Source organism: Bifidobacterium sp. LH_449 (assembly GCF_056356755.1).
The window spans coordinates 188,935-211,449 of the sequence record NZ_JBKEUV010000003.1 but is presented as its reverse complement, the minus strand read 5'-3'; the positions used below and the strand labels follow the sequence as shown (position 1 = coordinate 211,449).

Genomic DNA, 22,515 nt, shown 5'->3' with positions numbered 1-22,515 from the left:
GAAGACCGGCAGGAGACCGATAGAGCTTCGATGAGAGGCCGCCCGGAAACGCATTCGGGTGGCCTCTCATCGTATACGGCCGCCGCAGACGCGCACATAACATGAAAGCCCTGAAATCCTCACAGATCTCAGGGCTTTTCCGCGCTTCGTACGCGCTCGAAGACTACTTGCGCTGGTGGCGAGTCTTACGCAGAAGTTTGCGATGCTTCTTCTTGCTCATACGCTTGCGACGCTTCTTGATGACGGAACCCATCTGAAGCCTCCAATCCTTGTATAAAAGGGAAAAGTTTGCAACTTGCCCAATACTACACTCATTTGAGGACGAACGACACCGTAAACGCCGAAATCATATGCGATCGCATGATGCAATCATGAAAATCGACGATCAAGCGGCCTCATATGCGATCGGCGCAGGCGTTGCACGGCGATCCTCGTCGTTTGGCGGTTTGCGCCCCTGCGCGGCCCTACAGCGGGAATTCCTGGTAGAAGCGATTCACCGAATCCTTGGCGCCGGTCACCTGGAACACCACCGTATCGTTCTGCCACAAGGCGATCGCCTTATCGGAGTCCGACGCATCCTCCTGCACGGTGTAGCTTCCGGTCTCCGCGCCGGACACCATCACGTTGCCGGTGGCCAGCGTATCGCCGGTCATCATGCCGGCCAACGCGTCATACTGCGTCTTTGCGGAATCCGAATCGGACCACTGCGCCAGGATCATCGTCAGGTCCTGGCCTTCGACGCCGGTGGAATACGTAACCGTATACTCCTCCAACGGCGACGCGCTCTGCCAGGATGTGGTCGCCTGCGCATCGGTACGCGCGAAATTCAGCACGCTGTCAGGCATCGACGACAGCAGCTCGGTCGCATCATCCGGCAATGCGACGGCGTCGATGGACGGCGTGGCCGGCTCTTCCTTCTTCTGCTCCTTCTGCTGGGAATTCTGCTGCGCAGCGGCATTCGGCTCCGTCTTGTTCAACGCCCATCCGGGCCAGACAAAAGCCGAAGCCAAAGCAAGGATCACAATGACCGCGGCGGTGACGACGACAGCGATTAATTTGCCATGGGAAGAAGAGGTTTGCGTATTCGACATGCCTTTGATTCTTTCACACACATGCGACGCCGTCCGGATGTCGTTCAACGCCCGTACGCTCGAATGCATGGCGAAGAATCCCGTGCAATACCTGTGTTCGGAATGCGGATGGACAGGCTCGAAATGGTATGGAAAATGCCCCGAATGCGGGCAATGGGGCTCCGTCGACGAATTCCATGAGACGCGCTCGTCGTCGTTGCTGTCCGCCGGCGCACGCGCGGGATCGCGCGCGGGACGTGCCGGCGCCGCTTCGTCCGCCCGTCCGCACGCGCAATCCGCGGCGACCGCCGATGACGCGGCGAAGCCCATCACTTCCATCGGCATGGAATCCGTGCGCCGCATCCCCACGGGATTCAGCGAATTCGACCGCATCCTGGGCGGCGGCATCGTTCCCGGTTCGGTGACGCTCATCGCGGGCGAACCCGGCATCGGCAAATCGACGCTGCTGCTGGAAACCGCCGGAAACGTGGCGCGTCTGCAGGCCGGCGCCCCGCAACGGAACACCGTACTGTACCTGTCCGGCGAGGAATCGCAGGCGCAGGTGCGTATGCGGGCCTCCCGCATCGATGCGATGGAGCCGAATCTGCTGCTGGCCTCCACCAACGATCTGACGACGGTGCTGGATCTGATCGAACGGCATCAGCCCGCTTTGGCCATCGTCGACTCGGCGCAGACCATCGTCTCGCAGGACGTCGACGGCATCTCAGGCGGTTCCACGCAGGTGCGCGAGGTGGCGAGCGCGCTGATCGATTTGGCGAAAACACTTGATGTGCCGGTGATTCTGGTCGGTCATGTGACCAAGGACGGTTCGATTGCGGGCCCGCGAACATTGGAGCATCTGGTCGATGTGGTGTGCCAGTTCGAAGGCGACGGGCAGACCGCATTGCGCATGCTGCGCGCGGTGAAGAACCGTTTCGGCCCGACCGACGAGGTCGGCTGCTTCGATATGAGCGGGGAAGGTATTGAAGAAGTGACCGACCCGTCGGGATTGTTCCTTTCCGACGGCGACGCGCCGGTGGAAGGCACTTGCGTGACGTTCACGCTGGACGGGCATCGCAGCCTGCCGATCGAAGTGCAGGCGTTGGTGACGAAATCGGTGTTGCCGACGCCTCGACGCGCCGTGAACGGCGTTGACGCAAGCCGTATCGCGATGTTGACGGCGGTGCTGTACCGGCATGGAAAGGTCAATCTGTTGGCGAATGATTTGTATGTGTCGACGATCGCCGGAGGCTTGGCGAAGGAGCCGGCCTGCGATCTGGCGATCGTCGCCGCGTTGACGAGCGCCGCCAGATCGAAGCCGATAGCGCGCACGACATGTGCGGTCGGCGAGATTTCACTGACCGGTCAGGTGCGTCCGGTTCCACGTATGGAATATCGTCTGCGCGAAGCGGCACGTCTGGGATTCACGACGGCGGTGACGCCTCCGTTGCGCAAGCATGTCGCAATCACCGGATTGCGGATCGTCGAGGCGGTCTCGCTGCGCGATGCGCTGGAAGCGTTGGGCCTGTAGCCTTTCCCGCGTCGATCCGCGGAAAAAGCTACAGGCCCGGCGTATGCAACGGCTACATGTGCAACGGCCGCTGTTCGGCTGCCTGCTTGGATGTCTACCGTCCGGCGGTCAGCAGTCTGGTCTGTTCCACGTTGGCGCGCAGCGCATCGGTCAAGGCGTCCAACGTGTCGAAACGGATCTGTGGACGCAGGAATCCCGCGAATTCCACACGCACGTTGTGGTCGTACAGGTCCAGCCATTCGTCGGTGATCGCATAGGCTTCCACCACCCGCTCGTTGAGACCCGTCTGTTCGCTGAAGGTCGGCTTGGTGCCGATGGAGATCGCGGCGGGCCAGCGGCGCGGTTCGCGGGCTCCGTCCGCATTCAGGTCGGTGAGCCATCCGGCGTACACGCCGTCGACCGGCAGGTAGCCTTCCACGCCCTCTCCCAGATTGGCGGTCGGGAATCCGATGGAACGGCCACGCTCCTCGCCATGCACGACCACGCCCTCCACACCATGCGGGTGTCCCAACACTTCGTTGGCGTCCTTGATACGCCCCTGCGACAGCATGTAGCGCACATTCGTGGAACTCCATACGCGCACGGCCTTGGCCTGATTGCGCTTGCTCCATGCGCGGCGTTCCGCCTTGTTCAGGCCTGCGAGCGGATCGGCCGGCTCGCCTTCCCCGTCTGGCATCCGCGGCACGATGACGGCCGGCACACGGGTTTCGCCCGGGCCGCGATCGTCGACCACCTCCAATTCGAAGACACCGGTGGCCGCGGCAAGATTCGCGATCGCCTGCACGTCGCCTTCGCAGTTCGCCCCCATCTGCGCGTCCTTGCCCAACACCAGGCCGCGCATGCCCAGTTTGCCGACCATCTGGCCCAGGAAGAAACGATACGATTTCGAAGCGAACGGCAGCGTGTAGTGCACGACCAGCACATGGTCGACGCCCAACCGCTCGCACATGCGCAGGCGTTCGTCCACGCCGGACAACGCCTGCGGATCGGTCATGCCTTCCGGCATCTCGGCGCCTTCATGCGTTTTAGCCCATCCGTGCACGGCCGCCGGACGACGGTCGAACATCACCACGACGGAAAAGGAATCATTGTTCTTCGCCAATTCGACGGCGCGTCCGATCACCGTCTGATGGCCGCGATGCATGCCGTCGAAAACACCGATGGTGATGATGGACTTCCTGTCCACGCTCAACGTGGGCCATGCGACCACGCCGGTCTCATCCGGAACCAGTCTGGTGACGTTCATACGAATAGTCCTTTCACGAATCCATACTTTTTGCACGCGATCGGCGCGTGGTCACTGTGCGAACACAACGATCGGCTTCGCTTCGCCACGCTTCGCGCGTTCCACGATCGCGACGACGTCCTGCGTCCGCGGCACGTACGCGACGGCGACCGCGCGCATATCGCGGGCGATGCGGCGGCCGAACCGCAGATCGGCGGCTTCCTTTTCATCGATCGGCAACGCCGGCATCGTCGACGTCGCGCTTTCCAGCATGCCGATCATATGCGCGGCGATATGGTCGGCGTCGGCATCCAGCACCGCACGATTGCGCGTCACCGTTTCACCGTCGCGATTGGTGAACGTGCGGCTTTCCGTATGCGCGGTGACGACGCGCTGATCATCGACGTGGAATCCGCCGACACGCGTGCGGCGAAGCCGCGTCAGATGACCGCCCACACCCAATTCGGCGCCCAGATCGCGGGCCAGCGCGCGGATATACGTGCCGGCCGAGCATGAGACGCGCACGTCGACGTCGATGACGGCCTGACCGTTCTGCGCGACGGCGCTGCGCATGCCCGATACGGCGAATTCCTCGATGGTGACGCTGCGCGCCTGCAGCTGCACGTCCTTGCCTTCGCGGGCCAGATCGTAGGCGCGCTGGCCGTTGATTTTGATGGCGGAGTACGTGTTGGGAACCTGTTCGATGACGCCGGTGTAATGGTCGGCGATCACCTGTACGAGACGCTGTTCGGTAAGCCGTCGCAGCAACGCCGCCGTCGCGGCGACGTCGGCGGCGTCGATCAGGTCGCCGTCGGCGTCATCGGTGGTGGTGCGCTGTCCGAGACGAATCGTCGCCTCATAGGTCTTGCTGTGATCGACGATGTAGTTCAACAGTCGCGTGGCGTTGCCGAATCCCACCACCAGAACGCCGGTGGCCATCGGATCGAGCGTGCCGGCATGGCCGACACGTTTCATATGCAGGACGCCGCGAACGGCGGCCACGATATCGTGGCTGGTCACGCCCTGCGGCTTGTCGATGATCAGCAATCCGGAGGATTGCGTCTGCGCACTACTGCCCACGATATGCGTCATGCCTCGTCTTCGGCGGTATCGTCGGCGTCGCCGGCATCTTCCGCGTCGGAATCATCGTCAGAGGAATCATCGTCAAATTCCTCCACGACGACGGCGTCGACATCGTCATCATCGAAGTCATCGTCGAAGTCGTCGTCAAAATCGTCATCGTCATGCTCTTCGGGATGCTTGTACGGATCGGCGTCGCCGGCATACTGCGCGTTTTCGCGCGCCTTCGCCAGCTCCGCGTCACGCTTGCGGGCCATCATGAGAATGTCTTCGATGCCGTGAGCCTCACCCGGCACTTCATCGAAAATGAATTCCAGCTGCGGAGTCAGGCGCAGACCGGCTTTCGTGCCGACCAGCGAACGCAGACGACCCTTCGCCTGGTTCAAGGCCTGCTGGGCGCGCTTGCGTTCGCCCTGCTCATGGCCCTCACGGCCGAGCTGCGTCCAATAGATCTTCGCGATCTGCAGGTCATTGGTGACGCGCACTTCGGTGATCGTCACGTTCTGCAGACGCTTATCGTGCAGCTGGGCTTCCATCGAAGAGGCGATCACGCGCTGGATCAAAGCCGCGATACGTGCGGCGCGAGGATTGGTGCCTGCCATTTCAGGTTCCTTTTTCTTTCATGCGTGCATGTTCCGCACGCGTAACGAACATACTGGCATCATTGTCGCACAGCCCCTACTCCGTACGACCGCTTCGTACAAAGCGAAAAGCCGTGCAAGACGGCGATGCGCCCGCGCCGGGAACACCGGTGACGGGCGCATCGCTTGCGACAACGAATCGAATGCCGGACCAGGCCTTGTGCGATCGGCCTGGCCGACGGACGAGCCTACTTGCGTTCGACTTCCTGCATCTCGAAGGTCTCGATGATGTCGCCGATCTCGATGTCGTTGAAGGAGCCGAGGTTGATACCGGCCTCGTAGCCTTCCTTGACGGAGGTGACGTCGTCCTTGAAACGACGCAGCGAGGAGATCTCCAAGTCGTTGACCGTGGCGACGCCGTTGCGCAGAATACGGCACTTGGTGCCGCGCTTGACCTCGCCGTCCTGCACGAGGACGCCGGCGATGTTGCCGAACTTGGAGGAGCGGAAGATTTCGCGGATCTCCGAATGGGAGGTGACGACCTCTTCGTATTCCGGCTTGAGCATGCCCTTGAGGGATGCTTCGATGTCTTCGATCGCCTTGTAGATGATCGAGTAGTACTTGACTTCGACGCCCTCGCGTTCGGCCAGGTCGGCGACCTGACGGTTCGGGCGCACGTTGAAGCCGATGATGACGGCCTTGTCGACCGTGGCCAGGTTGACGTCGTTCTGCGTGATCGCGCCGACGCCGCGGTGGATGACCTGGATGCCGACCTCGTCGGAGACCTCGATCTTCATCAGGGAATCTTCCAGCGCTTCGACGGAGCCGGAGGAATCGCCCTTGATGACGATGTTGAGCATATCCACCTCGGACTTGGCGAACTGCTCCTTGAGGCTTTCCAGGGATACGATCTTGCGGCGCTTGGCCAGCTGGGCCGCGCGCTCGGTGGCCTGACGCTTCTCGGCGATCTGGCGGGCGGTACGGTCGTCGCCCGCGACGAGGAACAGGTCGCCTGCGGTCGGCACGGAGGTCAGACCGAGCACCTGCACCGGCGTGGACGGGCCGGCTTCCTTCATCTGATTGCCGTTTTCGTCGAGCATCGCGCGGACACGGCCATAGGACGTGCCGGCCACGATCGCGTCGCCGACATGCAGCGTACCGGACTGCACCAGCACGGTGGCGACGGCGCCGCGGCCCTTGTCGAGTCGGGCTTCGACGGTGGCGCCACGGGCGTCCATATCCGGGTTCGCGCGCAGATCGAGTTCGGCGTCCGCGGTCAGCAGCACGGCCTCCAACAGCTGTTCGACGTTGGTGCCCTGCTTGGCGGAGATGTCGACGAACATCGTGTTGCCGCCGTACTCTTCCGGAACCAGGCCGAATTCGGTGAGCTGACCGCGCACCTTGTCCGGATTCGCGCCCGGCTTGTCGATCTTGTTCACGGCCACGACGATCGGTACGTGCGCCGCCTGGGCGTGGTTGATGGCTTCGACGGTCTGCGGCATGACGCCGTCGTCGGCGGCCACCACGAGGATGGCGACGTCGGTGAGCTCGGCGCCGCGGGCGCGCATGGCGGTGAAGGCTTCGTGGCCCGGGGTGTCGAGGAACGTGATCTTACGCTTCTCGCCTTCCATGTTCACGGTCACCTGGTAGGCGCCGATGCGCTGCGTGATGCCGCCGGCCTCGCGATCGATGACGTTGGTGGAGCGGATCGTGTCGAGCAGTCGGGTCTTACCGTGGTCGACGTGGCCCATGACGGTGACGACCGGCGGACGCGGTTTCAGGTCCTCATCCTCCTGCAGCTCTTCCTCATCAAGGTTGATGTCGAACTGCTGCAGCAGCTCCTTGTCTTCCTCTTCCGCGGAGACGATCTTGATGTTCCAGCCGATTTCCTCGCCGAGGATCTGGAACGTCGACTCATCCAGCGACTGGGTGGCCGTGGCCATTTCACCCAAGTGGAACAGCACGGTGACCAGCGCGGCCTGATTGACGTTGATCTTTTCGGCCAGATCGGCCAGCGAGGCGCCCTGACGTAAGCGAACGGTCTGGCCGTTGCCGGTCGGAATACGCACGCCGCCGATGACCGGAGCCTTCAGCTCCTGGAACTCCTGACGCTTTGCAAGCCTGTTCTTACGGGCCTTCGAGGACTTACCGCCCTGACGTCCGAAGGCGCCTGCGGCACCGCCACGACCGCCGCCGCGGCCGCCGCGTGCCGGCGCGTTATTGGAGCCGCCGCCCTGATAGCCGCCGCCGTTCGAAGCGCCCGCACCGAAACGGTTGCCGCCCGGACGACCGGTATTGGAGGCGCCGCCGCCCTGACCCGGACGATGCTGGCCCCACTGGCCCGGCTTGGCGCCCTGTGCGCCGCCCTGACCCGGACGACCACGGAAGTTGCCGCCACGCTGGCCGCCGCCCTGACCCGGACGCGGGCCACGGCCACGGCCGCCCTCGGCGTTGTTGCCGACACTCGGGCGAGACATCGGATGCGGACGCGGAATATCGCCCGGAGTCGGGGTGCGCATACCCTGCTTGCGGCTGAACGGATTGTTGCCCGGGCGAGGTCCGGACGTACGCTGACGGGAATCGCCGTTGCCTTCAGGCTTGCCGGCATTGCCGTTGGCTGCGGCGTTCTGGCCGCCGCGCGGACCGCGCGGTCCGGGGACGGCGGACGGCTTCGCCGCGAATCCAGGCTTGTTGCCTGCGGACTGGTTGGAACGCGCACCGGGCTTTGCCTGCGGTGCGGCCGGCTTCGCGGCGTTGGAATGGCCCGCCGCCTGCGCCGGGGTCGGTGTTGCCGGCTTGGGGGCCGCCGGCTTTACGGGGGCCGGCTTCGCAGCCGCCGGTTTTGCGGCGTCGGCAGGCTTTGCTGCAACGGCCGGCTTCGCGGCCGCCGGAGCCTGCTGGGACTTCTTCTGAGCGGGGGCAGCGGCGGTCGAGGCGAACGATTCCTTGAGCCTACGCACAACCGGCGCTTCCACGGTCGATGATGCGGACTTGACGAATTCTCCCATGTCCTTGAGCTTTTCAAGGACGGTCTTGCTATCTACGCCAAGGTCCTTGGCGAGTTCATATACGCGTGCTTTCGGCACTCAATTTCTCCTATCCTGGACCGCGCGCATATGAGCGCGGCCTCTAGTGATTCACGGCGAGCTTGCTCTGTCTCATCGTGCAACCATGTTCGTGATACCTCGTCTTTGCCATGGCATACCGGCATTCGTCGGCATGCTTGGATTGTCGAGTCCAGCATACACACGGCGCTGGATGTGAATCCTGTGCACAACCAGCGCCGTACTATGCATAAAACCTTGTCACTCCGCAGTGTTTTCGGATGCGCCCGAGTCGACGCCCTCAGCAGCCGCCTCCTGCTTGCGCGCATGCGTCTCCGCGGATTCAATGCCGATCTTCCAACCGGTCAGCTTGGCGGCCAGACGAGCGTTCTGACCTTCCTTGCCGATGGCCAGCGACAGCTGATCGTCATGGATATAGGCGATGGCGGTCTTGTTCTTTTCGCTGATCACCTGCACGCCGGTCGCGACGGCCGGGGACAGCGCGGCGGCGATGAATTCGGCCGGCTCGACCGACCAATCGACGATGTCGATCTTTTCCGGACCGAGATTCTCCATGACCGCACGCACGCGGGCACCGCCGGGGCCGATCAGGGCGCCCTTCGGGTTGATGCCCTCGGTGTTGGCGCGCACCGCGATCTTCGTACGGGCACCGGCCTCACGCGCGATGGCCATGATCGACACGGCTCCGGAAACCAGTTCCGGCACTTCGCGTTCGAACAGGCGACGAACCAGTTCCGGATGGGAACGGGAGACCACGATCTCCGGACCACGAAGGCCGCGCGCGACGTTCACGACATACACGCGGATACGCTCGCCGTGGCGGTAACGTTCTCCCGGGACCTGCTCGCGACGTGGCAGAATGGCTTCCACATCGCCCACGGCGACGTGCACGTTCACGGTGTCCTTGGCATCCTGCTGCACGATGCCGGTGATGAGCTTGCCCTTCTGACCGGAGAAGGCGCCGAACACCTTATCGTCCTCGGCCTTGCGGAACAGCTGGGAGATCACCTGACGTGCGGTGGCGGCGGCAAGACGGCCGAAATCATGCGGGGTGTCGTCATATTCTTCGCCAAGCGTCGGGTACGGGTGGGGATCCTCCTCGGTAGGCTCCGCAGGAATCTCATCCTGCGCCCAGATGGTGAGCGTGCCGGCGCGGTCATCCAATTCAACGCGCGCATGCTTGGCCGCATGCGGCGTCTTCAGATATGCCAATCGCAGCGCCTCTGCGAGAGCCTCGTCGAGCGCCTCGGGTTCGATGCCTTGCTCTGCGGCAAGACGGTGCATTCCTGCCAGGTCCAGTTCCATTGTCAGACCTCCTATGAAGTTATTTCCGAGCGCTTGGCCCAATGGTCACAGTCAACCATTAGTGTAATGTTTCATGCAGACACGTCTATCCTCCTCCATGTCACGTCGTCATCGCATCATCATGGCGTCGATCATGGCGGCATCGGCGCTGCTCTGCACCGCCTGCGCGGCGCCAAGCGCTGAAGGCCGCGCGCAATCCGAACAGCGGTTCAGCCCCTGCGAAACCGCATATTATTCGGCTTCCGACCGTCACGGCCCGCGCGAGGACACGCTCCCCCGCCTGATGCAGTATTTCGCGGCATCGCAGGCATCCGCGCAATGGCTGGACGTGGCGTCATACTGTACGGGCCGCTTCGATGAAGGCGTCATCCGGAGCGCTCAATCACGGCACCATGCCGACACCATCGCCTCACGATATGGTCTGCCCGTTATTTCGCAGCCGGCCCGTCCTCTTGAAAACGTCGGCGAACTGGATTTGGACGCCGAAACATTGGCGGCGATGGCGCTTGCCGAGGATCGGCTGGGTTTTATCGCGCAAATCGCAGCGGCGCGCGGTATCGATGATGTTTCGCCGTCGGACGCCGACCTCTACCATTCGACGGGCGAGCGCCTGATCGGCCTGGCCATCGATGCCGATGGCGATATCGCGGATCCGCGTCTGAAGGTGTATGACATCGCCGGTTCCGGATTATTGGATGACACGCAGTCGATCGTCGATCCCGCGAACGGCTTGAGCGCGCCTCTTATGGCCGTGGCACGCATGAACTGCGCGCGCGAGGAGATGGCGGCGGTATCGGATGCCGTTGCCGATGACGACGGCGGCGCCGGCATTCCCGAAGAGCCCGCGGCTTCCGACGGACAGGCTTCCGCTCAGCGGACCTCCACGCAGCAAAGCCGTGCGGATGGCCTGCACGCGCTTGCCGAATCGGTATCCAACCATGTATATCGGGCTTTTGAGGGCGGCTATCCTTCCTTTGATGAGGCGTTGCTGAAAAGCTAGGGATCGTCGAAAGTCGGTCGAAGTCTCGGCGCGGCGGATATCGAATGACCCGCCGTTGAATTTGACAAGTCCAAAATCTGTGGCATGATAGACAAGTTGCTTATTGCAGCACATGGATGAATGTCCGAGCGGTCTAAGGAGCACGCCTCGAAAGCGTGTGAGGCCAAAACCTCCGCGAGTTCGAATCTCGCTTCATCCGCCAACGCCCCTGTCGAGAATGTTCGATGGGGGCTTTCGCTTATCCGGCGCCCTTTCCTTTCTCCGGCGTCCTTCCGCAGTTCCCGACGCCTTGGCTTGCGCCGTCCGCCGCTTCGCGGCGCATATGTGGTCCGCCTCATGCAAGACGTACAATGCAAGCGTTTCCAATCCATCGATCCAAGGAGCATGATGAGCGAGAACCAGAACGCTTCAGTCAAGGCGATGACCGCCGAGAAGATGCGTCGTTATTCCTCCGATTTCAATGCCGACCGTGCCAATCTCGTGGCCGCCAACGCCGCGGTGTCCTCCGGCGTCCTGAAGGCCGCCACCGCATATCAGGGCGTGCGCGCGCTCCCCCGCGACTTCTCCATCGATCTCAAGCAGGGGTCCATCACCAATCAGGAACGTTCCGGCCGCTGCTGGATGTTCGCCTCGCTGAACGTGTTGCGCTACGAACTGATGCACAAATGGCATCTGGAGGATTTCGAATTCTCCGAAACCTACCTGTTCTTCTGGGATGCCATCGAGAAATCGAACGTCTATCTGGAAAACGTGCTGTCCACATTGGACGAGCCGGCTGACAGCCGCATCTTCGGGGCCATCAACGAAGGCCCTGCCGACGATGGCGGCTGGTGGCAGATGTTCGCGGCCCTGGTCGACAAGTACGGCCTGATGCCGAAGTCGGCGTATCCGGAATCCGCGAACTCGCGTGATTCCGACGCATTCAAACAGTATCTGAACACGAAGCTGCGTGAGATCGCCGCCGACCTGCGCGCCCGCCATCAGGACGGCGCGGGCATGGAGGAGCTACGCGCCGCCAAGGATACGGCGATGGGCGTCGTCTATCGCATCTGCGCGATCAGTTTGGGCGAGCCGCCGGAACGTTTCGATTTCCTCGCCCGGGTCAGCGGTGACGGCAAGGACGGGGAGAACTCCGATACGGCCGGCGGCAAGGACGAACGCCGCCAGATTCGCGAATTCGGCATCACGCCGATGGAGTTCTACCGCAAATACGTGCCGGTGGACGTCGACGATTTTGTGACGCTGTGCAATTCGCCAATGGCACGCACGCCGTTCGGACGCCGCTACAGCATCCGATTCTCCACGAATGTGGCCGAAGCCGCGGATATGGAGTTCGTCAACGTGCCGTTGGATGCGTTCAAGAAGGCGGCGCTGGCACAGCTTTCCGCAGGCCATCCCATCTGGTTCGCGTGCGATTGCATGCAGTTCGCGCTGCGCGGCGACGGCGTGTTCGACTGCGACACCGTACGGGTCGATCAGCTGTTCGGCACCGACTTCGGTCTCGATAAGGCCACGGGCCTGGAATACGGCGACTGCCCGAGCAATCATGCGATGACCCTGACCGGCGTGAATCTGGATGCCGAGGGCCGTCCGAACCGTTGGAAGGTGGAGAACAGCTGGGGCAAGGACAACGGCAAGGACGGCTATTACGTCGCGTCCGACCGCTGGTTCGACCGGTACGTCACCGAAATCATCATCCGCAAGGAATATCTGGATGCGCAGACGTCGGCTTTGCTGGACACCGAACCGGTCGTTCTCGAACCTTGGGAGCCTCTGACCAAGCGCTGCGACTGACGCGCCCATCCTCCCCCGCGGCCCGACGATTCCGCCATACCGACCGTCCGCACCGGTATGGCGGCCAGTCCTCTCCCGTAAGCGAGGGGCCGCCGCCATGGCCGCATCGGACGTCGATACGGCGGAATCGTCGGCCATGCGGCTGCAGCGTGGGCTACAACGTGCGCTTCGCGCGAATCGCTTCGGCGCGGGCCGCCAACTGCTCGTCCGCCGGATAGGCGATGTGTTCCAACGTCAATCCCTGCGGCGCGATCGGGCCCGTCGATCCCTCACGCAGCGGCGTGGCCATCTTTTCGGCGAACCAATCGACGGGGCGCTTGCCGACGCCCACCTGCACGCAGCCGTTCACCAACGAGCGCACCATATTGCGCGCGAACGCGTCGGCGACGATCGTGAAGCACAATAATCCCGACTCCGCGGCGGGCGTCGTATATTGCTCCCCCATCGGCGACGGCATCAGCGGCGAGGCCGGAATGCGGCGCCAATACGCGGTTTTCACGTCACGAATGGTGGTGCCGCCTGGATTCGGCGTCGCGAAGGATCCGAAATCGTGCAGGCCCAGCGTCAAAGCGGCGGCCTCATTCATCGCGTCGATATCGAGCGTATCGTCGATATGCAGCACGAAATTGCGCATACGCGGATCGATGACGCTGTCGCGATCGGCGATGCGGTACACGTAGGTGCGTTCCAACGCGGAAAAGCGCGCGTCGAAGCCAGCCGGCGCCTCGCTGACGCGGTGAATGGCGATGTCGTCGGGCAGCATGCGTTGCAGGCGATGCTGCAACGCGAGGATCGGCGGCACCTGCATGTGTCCGACGCAGCGTTCGAGCGATTCCGGGGCGACATCGACATGGCAGACCTGATGCGACGCGTGGACGCCGGTATCGGTGCGGCCTGCGACGGTGAGACGCGGCTGGATGACGGCATCGGCGACGCCGGTTTCCGTGATGTCGTCGGGGATGCGCAGAACGCGGCGCATCGCCTGTTCGATTTCGCCCTGCACCGTGCGAATATCGGGCTGCTTCGCCCAGCCGAAGAACGCGCCGCCGTCATATGCCAGATCAATACGTAGTCTCACGCGTTAGAGCATAGCAATATGCATGTAGCATGGGGGCGCCGCCCGCAAAATCGTCCTACGTCTCTTCGCTTGCGTCCCCTTTGCCGCAAAACCCGCTGAAACCGCTGTAGACACTTGGTGTTATGAAAATGGGATCGGGAATTTCGATGGGACGATTTTGGATTGGACGATGTGATCGGGGATATGAAAAAGCAGGTTGGGGATCATGCGATTCCCAACCTGCTTTAATTTGATTGGCCTATATCAGATAGGCTCACTCAGCCTGCTCGGCCGGAGCTTCGGTGGCCTCAACGGCTTCGACCGGAGCTTCGACGGTGGCCTCTTCGACGACCGGAGCTTCAGCGGCGACCTTGGTCGCGGCTTCGGCTTCCTTGACGACGGCCTTCTTCGGGCTCACCGGCTCGGTGACGAGCTCGATGATGGCGGCAGGAGCGGAGTCGCCCCTGCGCGGAGCGATCTTGACGATGCGGGTGTAGCCGCCTTCGCGCTGTTCCATCTGCTCGGCGATTTCGGTGAACAGCTTGTGCACGACGGACTTGTTGCGGATGACGCGCATCACGCGACGGCGGGAGTGCAGATCACCGCGCTTGGCGAAGGTGATCAGGCGCTCGGCCAGCGGACGAAGGCGCTTGGCCTTCGGCAGCGTGGTGACGATGCGGCCGTGCATGAACAGGCTGGTGGCCATGTTCGCGAGCATCAGACGCTCATGTGCCGGGCTGGAGGCCAGGCGTGGGCCCTTCTTAGGTGTAGGCATTGTTGTCTCCTTGAATGCTCCACCGAATCCAGGTGGGCAACTGCCCGAACGTCCGGATCCGATGAAGCGGTTGAATCAAAAACGACGCGATTACTCGTCTTCCGGCGAGAAGAACGTGCCGCCTTCGAGGTTGGTGGTATCGAAGCCAAGCGGGGAGGCCTTCAGAGCCAGACCGAGGGTCTGAAGCTTTTCCTTGACCTCGTCGATGGACTTCATACCGAAATTGCGGATGTCGAGCAGATCCTGCTCGGTGTGGGCGACCAGCTCGCCGACCGTGTGGATGCCTTCACGCTTCAGGCAGTTGTAGCTGCGCTGGGTGAGGTTCAGGTCCTCGATCGGAACGGCCATCTCAGGGTTGGTCTCTTCGACTACGGGAGCCGGTCCGACCTCGACGCCTTCCGCCTGGATGTTGAGTTCACGGCACAGGCCGAAAAGCTCAACCAAGGTGGAGCCGGCGGATGCGACCGCATCACGCGGGGAGATGGCGGGCTTAGTTTCCACGTCCAAAATGAGCCTGTCGAAGTCGGTGCGCTGTTCGACGCGCGTGGCTTCGACCTTATAGCTAACCTTGAGCACCGGGGAATAAATGGAGTCGACCGGAATACGGCCAATCTCGGCATTATCCTGCTTATTCATCTGGGCGGGCACGTAACCGCGGCCGCGTTCGACCGTGAACTCGATCTCGAGTTCGCCGTCGTCGGCGAGCGTGGCGATATGCATGTCCGGATTGGCGATGGTGACGCCTGCCGGCGGGGTGATGTCGCCCGCGACTGCTTCGCCCTTGCCGCTCTTGCGCAGATACATGACAACCGGCTCATCGTATTCGCTGGTGAGCACGATGCCCTTGATGTTCAGCAGGATTTCGGTAACGTCTTCACGGACGCCCTGCAGAGTGGTGAACTCATGCAACGCACCGGAGATACGTACCGAAGTCACGGCCGCTCCAGGAATCGAGCTCAACAGGGTACGGCGCAGCGAGTTGCCAAGCGTGTAGCCGAAGCCCGGTTCAAGAGGCTCGATGACGAAGCGGGAACGCTGAGGATTGATGCTTTCCTCGGTAAGTGTCGGACGCTGTGCGATAAGCACTGTGGTTATCCTTTCAGCTTCTGACCGGTGGTGCACTCACCGGTCTTAAGCGGCTTTGGATGGATGGTTTTCTTAGTGCTCAGACGCGACGGCGCTTCGGAGGACGAACGCCGTTGTGTGCCTGCGGGGTGACGTCGGTGATGGAGCCGACTTCGAGACCAGCGGACTGCAGGGAACGGATGGCGGTTTCACGACCGGAACCCGGGCCCTTGACGAACACGTCGACCTTCTTCAGGCCGTGTTCCATCGCCTTGCGAGCGGCTGCTTCGGCGGCCATGCCAGCGGCGTACGGAGTGGACTTACGGGAGCCCTTGAAACCGACTTCGCCACCGGAGGCCCAGGACACGACGGCGCCGGACGGATCGGTGATGGAGATGATGGTGTTGTTGAAAGTGGACTTGATATGCGCCTGCCCAACCGGGACCGACTTGCGGTCGCGGCGACGCGGCTTGCGCGCGGCTTGCTTTTGAGCTGCCATTGACCCTCGTTTCCTTGTAACGAACTATTGTAATCGTCCGAACGATGAGATGAATCATCTCGTGGCTCGAACCTGCCACCTACTACTTGGTGGCCTTCTTCTTTCCGGCGACCGTACGCTTCGGGCCCTTGCGGGTGCGGGCGTTGGTCTTGGTGCGCTGGCCGCGCACAGGAAGTCCCTTACGGTGACGCAGGCCTTGATAGCAGTTGATCTGAATCTTACGACGGATATCGGCGTCGATTTCACGGCGCAGATCGCCCTCGATCTTGTAGTTTGCTTCGAGGTAGTCACGCAGCGTGATCAGCTGCTCATCCGTCAGGTCCTTGACGCGGGTGTCCGGGTTGATACCGGTCGCGGCAAGCGTTTCCTTAGCGCGAGTGCGGCCGACACCGAAAATGTAGGTGAGGGCGATCTCGATTCGCTTCTCATTGGGGATGTCGACTCCGGCAAGACGTGCCATTGCGATTCCTTTTCATTTCCGCAGGTCTTGCACCGAGTCGTCCGGTTTCCCGGCCCGGGCCTGCGTACCCGGGGTACCTTCGGCATTTGCTGCCGAATCGTGACTCAGCGCCTTTACTTCATTATGCCGCTGGATCTGCTCAGCCCTGACGCTGCTTGTGGCGCGGGTTGATGCAGATCACCATGACGCGGCCGTGACGACGGATCACGCGGCAGTTTTCGCAGATCCTCTTCACACTAGGGCTGACCTTCATGGTTATCCTTCTTTGTTGTACCTTTACTTGTAACGGTACGTAATTCGGCCGCGGTTCAGATCGTAGGGGCTCATTTCCAGCACAACACGATCCTGCGGCAGAATGCGAATATAGTTCTTGCGCATTTTGCCGGAAATGGTCGCAAGCACGATATGCTTGTTCTCGAGTTCAACGCGGAACATCGCGTTGGGCAGTGCTTCCACTACCTGTCCTTCGACTTCAATCACACCGTCTTTTGCCATGAGCCTCGTTCCGTTCCTTGGCGATTACTATGCGAGTCCGAAGACACGCCAACTTGCAAGAATACACAGAGGGTGGGAAAAGATCGGTCGGCGTGTCGCGATATTCGGAATCTCCGATATATATCGACGTTGATATACGCGGCAGCCCTGACGGATGTACGGCGAAGCGGGGCCCCTGGGCCGAGGGCGCCCCGCTTCGTCGCTTGTGGTTCAATCAGCCGAGCTTTGCGACGATGTCGGCCTGGATGTCGGCGATTTCGCCTACGCCGTTGATGGTGACGAGCAGATCGCGGCCGCCGTAGATGTCAAGCAACGGAGCGGTTTCCTTCTCATAGGTTTCCAGACGCTTCGCGATCGCTTCCGGGGTGTCGTCGGAACGTCCCTGCTCGGCGGCGCGCTTGGCCATACGCTCAAGCAGCACTTCACGGTCGGCCTCCAACGCCACGACGTGGTCCAGCGGGGTGCCGAGCTCTTCAAGCATGACGTCCAGGGCTTCGACCTGGGAGGCGTTGCGCGGGTAGCCGTCGAGGATCCAGCCGTTCTTGGCGTCGTCCATGGCCAGACGATCCTTGACGATCTTGTTGGTCAGCTCATCGGGGACGAGTTCGCCCTTGTCGGTGTACTTCAGCGCTTCAAGACCGAGTTCGGTCTTGTTCTTGATGTTGTAGCGGAAAATATCGCCGGTGGAAATGGCCGGAATGCCGTAGTGTTCGCTCAGCAGAGCGGCCTGGGTGCCCTTACCGACGCCCTGGGGGCCCATGATCAGCAGTCGCATTGTTGTCTCCTGTATTTGATTTGAGCTTCGGACGATCCGCAAGGTAACACCGTGGGCCGGATTTACCCGTTTCGTCTTTCCGCGCTCTTTTGGTTTTGGTGGACGTTTATGCCATGTATGGCATGGGCAACAGGAAACCGTCGCGCGTTCCCCGATATCGCATCGAGCGGGCGCACGACGGTTTCATGCTGCAAGGTTTACCGCAAGACTTACTTGCCTTCCTTGTGGTCCGTGTTTTCGAACAGGAATCCAGCATACTGGAACTGCTCGGTCTGGGCCTTGGCCTGACGCAGCGTATCGAGGCCGACGCCGGCGATGATCAGGATGGTCGTGCCGCCGAACGGCAGCTGCGTGTTCAGCTGCAGCGCCATGATCAGAACGGTCGGGATCAGAGCGACGAACAGCAGGTAGACCGCGCCGACGGTGTTGAGTCGGTTCATCACGTACTTCAGATAGCGGCTGGTGGCGCTGCCTGCGCGGATGCCCGGAATAAAGCCGCCGTACTGCTTCATATTGTCGGCGGTCTCGTCCGGATTGAACGTGATTTCCGTGTAGAAGAAGCAGAAGAACACGATCATCAGCGCGTACAGGGCGATGTACCACACGGAGGTGGTGTCGGCCAGATTGTCGTTGATCCAGGTGACCCAGCCGGCTTCGGAGTCGCCGAACTGCGCGATCAGGGTCGGAACGGCCAGGATGGAGGATGCGAAGATCGGCGGGATGACGCCGCTCATGTTGATCTTCAGCGGCAGATAGGTGGAGGAGCCGCCGTACATCTTACGGCCGATCATACGACGGGTGTACTGCACCGGCAGACGACGCTGGGACAGTTCGACGAAATCGACGAAGATCAGGATGACCAGCAGAACGCCGACCACGATGCCGAACTTCAGCCAGTCGCCATCGGTGCCGTTGGTGCCCCAGCCGATTTCCCACAGCTGCGGCAGGAAGCCGGAGCAGATGGACATGAAGATAAGGATCGACATACCCTGGCCGATGCCCTTTTCGGTAATCAATTCGGCCATCCACATGATCAGGCCGGTGCCGCCGGTCATGACGAACACCATGACGAGCAGGCTCCAGATGGAGTTGTCGGGGATGACCTGGGAGCACTGATAGTTGAACAGCGCACCGGAATGCGCGGTGACCAGAATGGTGGTGGACTGCAGCACGGCCAGACCGATGGTCAGATAACGGGTGTACTGGGTCAGCTTCGCTTCGCCGGACTGCCCTTCCTTGTGCAGCGCTTCGAAGCGAGGGATCACGACGCGAAGCAGCTGGATGACGATCGAGGCCGTGATGTACGGCATGACGCCCAGGGCGAAGATCGACAGCTGCAACATCGCACCGCCGGAGAACAGGTTCACCAGTCCGATGAAGTTCTCGGAGGAACCGCTCATCGTGCTCAGGCAGTCCTGAACAACGGTGTAGTCCACGCCCGGAACCGGAATGAACGAACCTATGCGATAAATGATGATCATCGCAAAGACGAAGAGGATCTTGTTCCTCAACTCTTTGGTGCGAAAGGCTTGAATTAAAGTCCTCAAGGGGATTTCCTTCCATTGTCGCGCGCGAAGGGCGCACCCATGCAAACAGACTCTAGTCGTCGAGTCTAGCGCAGGGCATGAACCGGCATCGATATATGTTCAAAAAATGCCTTGTGCGTGTCCGGTGAAACGTACGGCGCGATTATGCATGAAAAAAGCCTTTTCCCGCCTGTTGGACGGGAAAAGGCTTAAACCTCACGGCGATGGTTCAATCCGCCGACTGGATCAGTCTTCGGAAATCGAACCGCCGGCGGCCTCGATCTTGGCCTTGGCGGAAGCGGAAGCCTTGACACCCTTGATGGTGTAGGCAGCCGTGATCTCGCCGTCACCCAGGACCTTGACCGGGTAGCCGTCACGGACGGCGCCCTTGGCGATCAGATCCTGAACGGTGATTTCGCCACCCTGCGGGAACAGTTCCGCGAGAGCGGCGACGTTGACGACCTGGAACTCCTTCTTGAAGGGGTTCTTGAAGCCGCGGAGCTTCGGCAGGCGCATGTACAGCGGCAGCTGGCCACCTTCGAAGCCAGGACGAACCTGATAGCGCTTCTTGGTGCCCTTGTCGCCACGGCCCGAGGTCTTGCCCTTGGAGCCTTCGCCTCGACCGACGCGGATGCGATCCTTGTTTGCACCCGGAGCCGGCTTGAGGTCATGCATCTGCAGGATTGTGGTCTCTTCTTCAGTAGCCATAATCAGTCTGCCTCCTCAACGGTGACCAGGTGACGCAGGACGTTCACCGAACCGCGAACGGCCGGGATGTCCTCGCGCACAACGGTCTTACCGATCTTGTTAAGACCCAGGGTCTTAGCATTTGCACGCTGCTTCGGGGTGGAGTTCACCAAACCGTGGTGCAGGGTAATCTTCAGCTTAGCCATCACTCACCATCCTTCTGAGCGGCCTTGGCCTGGGCTTCTTCACGAGCCTTGCGGGCCTCGGCGATGCCGGCGGCGCGGGCGCGCAGCAGCGCATCCGGAGCCACTTCCTCAAGGGAGAGTCCACGACGGGCGGCGATTTCCTCCGGCTCTTCAAGCTGCTTGAGAGCGTCGACGGTCGCGCGCACCACGTTGACGGCGGTGGCGGAGCCCATGGACTTCGTCAGCACGTCGGTGATGCCGGCGCACTCCATGACGGCGCGGACCGCGCCGCCGGCGATAACGCCGGTACCCGGAGCGGCCGGGCGCAGGAGAACGGTGCCGGCGGCGTCATGGCCGATCACCGGATGGGTGACGGTGCCACGCACGCGCGGGACGTTGAACATGTGCTTCTTGGCATCCAGCTGGCCCTTGGCGATTGCGGCCGGGACTTCACGGGACTTGCCGTAGCCGACACCCACGGTGCCGTTGCCGTCGCCCACCACAACGAGAGCGGCGAAGCTGAACGTACGGCCACCCTTGTGGGTCTTGGACACACGGTTGATGGTCACCACGCGGTCGAGCAGCTCGTTCTCGTGATTTTCCTCACGACGGTTGCGACGCTCGCCACGACGGCCTTCACCGCGCTGGCCGCGACGGGACTTGCGCTCGTCGTTGGCGGCCTCAGCAGGTGCCTGAGTGTTCTGAGTTTCTTCAGCCACTGGGGTTTCCTTCTCGATGTCGCTCACAGTGCCAGACCTCCCTCGCGGGCGCCTTCAGCCACAGCTGCAACGCGACCATGGTACTTGTTGCCGCCGCGGTCGAACACGACAGCGGTGATGCCGGCTTCGAGAGCCTTCTTGGCGACCAGCTCGCCGACCTTCTTCGCGGCTTCGACCTTGGTGCCCTGGAAATCGGCGAAATCGCTCATCAGAGTGGATTCGCTCACCAGAGTGACGCCCTTGGTATCGTCGATGACCTGGGCAACCATGTGACGGTTGGAACGGGTGACCACCAGACGCGGCATTTCCGGGGTGCCGGAGATACGCTTGCGAATACGAGCGTGGCGGCGCTTGAGAGCAACCTTCTTGCCCTTACCGAAAATCTTGACGCTCATACTACTTACCAGCCTTTCCAGCCTTGCGCAGGATGCGTTCGTCCGAATACTTGATGCCCTTGCCCTTGTACGGTTCCGGAGCACGCAGCATGCGGATGTTCGCAGCAGCCTGGCCGACAGCCTGCTTGTCGATGCCCTTGACGATCACCTGGTTCGGGTTCGGAACTTCGAACTCGATGCCTTCCGGCGGTTCCACGGTGATGGTGTGGGAGTAGCCGAGGGAGAACTCGATGCCCTTGCCCTTCATCGCGGCGCGGTAACCGGTGCCGACGATTTCCAGGGTCTTGGCATAGCCTTCGTGCACACCCTTGACGATGCCGGCGACGAGGGAACGGCTCAGACCGTGCATGGCACGGGTCGGACGCAGATCGTCGGCCGGGGTGAGGATGATTTCATTGCCTTCGACAGAGGCGGTGATGCCCTGCGGGAGGACATAGGAATCGGTACCCTTCGGGCCCTTGGCAGAGAAGTTCTGACCGTCGATAGTGACTTCCACGCCAGCCGGAATGGTGACGGGGAGCTTACCAATATGCGATGCCATGTTTCAGCTCTCCTTTCTCACCACACGTAAGCGACGATTTCGCCGCCAATGCCTCGGTCGAGGCATTCCTTCTGGGTCAACAATCCCGAGCTCGTCGAGATAATGGCGATACCGAGGCCACCGAGCGGCATCGGCAGAGCATCGGACTTTGCGTAACGACGCAGGCCCGGCTTGGAGATGCGCTTGATGCCCTGGATGGAACGCTCGCCGTTCGGACCATACTTGAGGGTGACCTCGAGAGTCTGGCCGACCTTGGCTTCCTTGGCGGTGAAGTCCTTGATGTAGCCTTCACGCTTCAGGATCTCAGCGATGTTCGCCTTGAACTTGGAGTACGGCATATCCACGGTTTCGTGCTTCGCCGCGCTCGCATTACGCAGACGCGTAAGCATGTCTGCGATCGGATCTGTCATTGTCATTTGGGCTAACGCCCTTTCTCGCCGTGGTTTCCGCCGCCCTCACACCAATGGGTGCTTGGGCCGCGGACCTTCAGCGTCGATATTTACCAACTGGACTTCGTAACGCCGGGCAGCTCGCCGCGGTGGGCCTTCTCACGAAGGCAGATGCGGCACAGGCCGAACTTGCGGTAGACGGAGTGGGGACGACCGCACACCTGGCAGCGCGTGTAGGCACGCACCTTGAACTTCGGCTTAGCGGCTGCCTTGTTCTTAAGAGCAGTTTTTGCCAT

At 61.7% G+C, this 22,515-nt stretch carries 26 protein-coding genes and 1 tRNA gene; 4 read left to right on the top strand and 23 right to left on the bottom strand.

Features of this window, described 5'->3' with window-relative positions; translation table 11 throughout:
• Positions 1–163 precede the first annotated feature (163 nt).
• Entirely contained in the window at positions 164–253 is a 90-nt protein-coding gene (locus AC1AX7_RS04240; RefSeq protein WP_004268639.1) for a 30S ribosomal protein bS22, read from the bottom strand.
• Between the two features lie 211 nt (positions 254–464).
• Positions 465–1,091 carry a hypothetical protein gene (locus AC1AX7_RS04235; RefSeq protein ID WP_476508845.1) on the bottom strand — a complete coding sequence of 209 codons (627 nt, stop codon included), beginning with the start codon at positions 1,089–1,091 and terminating at the stop codon, positions 465–467.
• Between the two features lie 67 nt (positions 1,092–1,158).
• Here AC1AX7_RS04235 and radA point away from each other — a divergent pair, with 67 nt between their 5' ends.
• Entirely contained in the window at positions 1,159–2,601 is a 1,443-nt protein-coding gene (radA, locus tag AC1AX7_RS04230; RefSeq protein WP_476508844.1) for a DNA repair protein RadA, read from the top strand.
• Positions 2,602–2,695: 94 nt separating this feature from the next.
• Here the strand turns inward: radA and ribF are convergent, their stop codons facing one another.
• The 5 genes from ribF to nusA form a co-directional block, all read right to left on the bottom strand.
• Positions 2,696–3,847, bottom strand: coding sequence for a bifunctional riboflavin kinase/FMN adenylyltransferase (gene ribF / locus AC1AX7_RS04225; RefSeq protein WP_476508843.1), 1,152 nt, complete (start codon positions 3,845–3,847; stop codon positions 2,696–2,698).
• A 51-nt stretch (positions 3,848–3,898) separates the two neighbouring features.
• Positions 3,899–4,918 (bottom strand): tRNA pseudouridine(55) synthase TruB, encoded by a 1,020-nt coding sequence (gene truB / locus AC1AX7_RS04220; protein ID WP_476508842.1) that lies wholly within the window; start codon positions 4,916–4,918, stop codon positions 3,899–3,901.
• Complete coding sequence (gene rbfA, locus AC1AX7_RS04215) at positions 4,915–5,508, bottom strand: 30S ribosome-binding factor RbfA (protein WP_476508841.1); 594 nt, start codon at positions 5,506–5,508, stop codon at positions 4,915–4,917. The genes truB and rbfA overlap by 4 nt, the downstream gene beginning before the upstream one ends.
• Before the next feature lie 227 nt (positions 5,509–5,735).
• Positions 5,736–8,573 (bottom strand): translation initiation factor IF-2, encoded by a 2,838-nt coding sequence (gene infB / locus AC1AX7_RS04210; RefSeq protein WP_476508840.1) that lies wholly within the window; start codon positions 8,571–8,573, stop codon positions 5,736–5,738.
• 219 nt (positions 8,574–8,792) lie between these two features.
• Entirely contained in the window at positions 8,793–9,857 is a 1,065-nt protein-coding gene (gene nusA / locus AC1AX7_RS04205; protein ID WP_476508839.1) for a transcription termination factor NusA, read from the bottom strand.
• 73 nt (positions 9,858–9,930) lie between these two features.
• On the opposite strand from nusA, the gene AC1AX7_RS04200 reads away from it, so the two are divergent.
• The 3 genes from AC1AX7_RS04200 (at position 9,931) to AC1AX7_RS04190 (ending at position 12,651) form a co-directional block, all read left to right on the top strand.
• Positions 9,931–10,857, top strand: a complete 927-nt coding sequence (locus tag AC1AX7_RS04200) for a hypothetical protein (RefSeq protein WP_476508838.1) — start codon at positions 9,931–9,933, stop codon at positions 10,855–10,857.
• A 114-nt stretch (positions 10,858–10,971) separates the two neighbouring features.
• Positions 10,972–11,059: transfer RNA gene (locus tag AC1AX7_RS04195), tRNA-Ser, on the top strand.
• A 185-nt stretch (positions 11,060–11,244) separates the two neighbouring features.
• Positions 11,245–12,651: a C1 family peptidase gene (locus AC1AX7_RS04190; protein WP_476508837.1), complete on the top strand. Its 1,407-nt coding sequence runs from the start codon at positions 11,245–11,247 to the stop codon at positions 12,649–12,651.
• A 154-nt stretch (positions 12,652–12,805) separates the two neighbouring features.
• Here AC1AX7_RS04190 and AC1AX7_RS04185 read toward each other — a convergent pair whose 3' ends face one another.
• The 16 genes from AC1AX7_RS04185 to AC1AX7_RS04110 all read right to left on the bottom strand — a co-directional run bounded on the left by AC1AX7_RS04185 (position 12,806) and on the right by AC1AX7_RS04110 (position 22,515).
• A complete protein-coding gene (locus AC1AX7_RS04185; protein ID WP_476508836.1) occupies positions 12,806–13,729 on the bottom strand; it encodes a tRNA pseudouridine synthase A in 924 nt (307 codons plus the stop codon).
• A gap of 253 nt (positions 13,730–13,982) precedes the next feature.
• Entirely contained in the window at positions 13,983–14,483 is a 501-nt protein-coding gene (rplQ, locus tag AC1AX7_RS04180; RefSeq protein WP_476508835.1) for a 50S ribosomal protein L17, read from the bottom strand.
• 90 nt (positions 14,484–14,573) lie between these two features.
• Entirely contained in the window at positions 14,574–15,569 is a 996-nt protein-coding gene (locus AC1AX7_RS04175; RefSeq protein ID WP_476508834.1) for a DNA-directed RNA polymerase subunit alpha, read from the bottom strand.
• A 79-nt stretch (positions 15,570–15,648) separates the two neighbouring features.
• Positions 15,649–16,047: a 30S ribosomal protein S11 gene (gene rpsK, locus AC1AX7_RS04170; RefSeq protein ID WP_476508833.1), complete on the bottom strand. Its 399-nt coding sequence runs from the start codon at positions 16,045–16,047 to the stop codon at positions 15,649–15,651.
• Positions 16,048–16,129: 82 nt separating this feature from the next.
• Positions 16,130–16,507 (bottom strand): 30S ribosomal protein S13, encoded by a 378-nt coding sequence (rpsM, locus tag AC1AX7_RS04165; RefSeq protein ID WP_476508832.1) that lies wholly within the window; start codon positions 16,505–16,507, stop codon positions 16,130–16,132.
• 139 nt (positions 16,508–16,646) lie between these two features.
• Positions 16,647–16,760: a 50S ribosomal protein L36 gene (gene rpmJ, locus AC1AX7_RS04160; RefSeq protein ID WP_003842636.1), complete on the bottom strand. Its 114-nt coding sequence runs from the start codon at positions 16,758–16,760 to the stop codon at positions 16,647–16,649.
• 23 nt (positions 16,761–16,783) lie between these two features.
• A complete protein-coding gene (infA, locus tag AC1AX7_RS04155; RefSeq protein ID WP_003808114.1) occupies positions 16,784–17,002 on the bottom strand; it encodes a translation initiation factor IF-1 in 219 nt (72 codons plus the stop codon).
• A gap of 214 nt (positions 17,003–17,216) precedes the next feature.
• Positions 17,217–17,777, bottom strand: coding sequence for an adenylate kinase (locus AC1AX7_RS04150; protein WP_476508831.1), 561 nt, complete (start codon positions 17,775–17,777; stop codon positions 17,217–17,219).
• 209 nt (positions 17,778–17,986) lie between these two features.
• The gene (secY, locus tag AC1AX7_RS04145; protein WP_476508830.1) at positions 17,987–19,324 is read right to left on the bottom strand and encodes a preprotein translocase subunit SecY; all 1,338 of its coding nucleotides are present in this window, start codon (positions 19,322–19,324) and stop codon (positions 17,987–17,989) included.
• 225 nt (positions 19,325–19,549) lie between these two features.
• Positions 19,550–20,011 (bottom strand): 50S ribosomal protein L15, encoded by a 462-nt coding sequence (gene rplO / locus AC1AX7_RS04140; RefSeq protein WP_476508829.1) that lies wholly within the window; start codon positions 20,009–20,011, stop codon positions 19,550–19,552.
• Between the two features lie 2 nt (positions 20,012–20,013).
• Complete coding sequence (gene rpmD / locus AC1AX7_RS04135; protein ID WP_476508828.1) at positions 20,014–20,196, bottom strand: 50S ribosomal protein L30; 183 nt, start codon at positions 20,194–20,196, stop codon at positions 20,014–20,016.
• Entirely contained in the window at positions 20,196–20,921 is a 726-nt protein-coding gene (gene rpsE, locus AC1AX7_RS04130) for a 30S ribosomal protein S5 (RefSeq protein ID WP_476508827.1), read from the bottom strand. The genes rpmD and rpsE overlap by 1 nt, the downstream gene beginning before the upstream one ends.
• Positions 20,918–21,289: a 50S ribosomal protein L18 gene (gene rplR / locus AC1AX7_RS04125; protein WP_476508826.1), complete on the bottom strand. Its 372-nt coding sequence runs from the start codon at positions 21,287–21,289 to the stop codon at positions 20,918–20,920. The genes rpsE and rplR overlap by 4 nt, the downstream gene beginning before the upstream one ends.
• A gap of 1 nt (position 21,290) precedes the next feature.
• Entirely contained in the window at positions 21,291–21,830 is a 540-nt protein-coding gene (gene rplF / locus AC1AX7_RS04120) for a 50S ribosomal protein L6 (protein ID WP_476508825.1), read from the bottom strand.
• 17 nt (positions 21,831–21,847) lie between these two features.
• Entirely contained in the window at positions 21,848–22,246 is a 399-nt protein-coding gene (rpsH, locus tag AC1AX7_RS04115; RefSeq protein ID WP_476508824.1) for a 30S ribosomal protein S8, read from the bottom strand.
• A gap of 83 nt (positions 22,247–22,329) precedes the next feature.
• Entirely contained in the window at positions 22,330–22,515 is a 186-nt protein-coding gene (locus AC1AX7_RS04110) for a type Z 30S ribosomal protein S14 (protein WP_003808046.1), read from the bottom strand.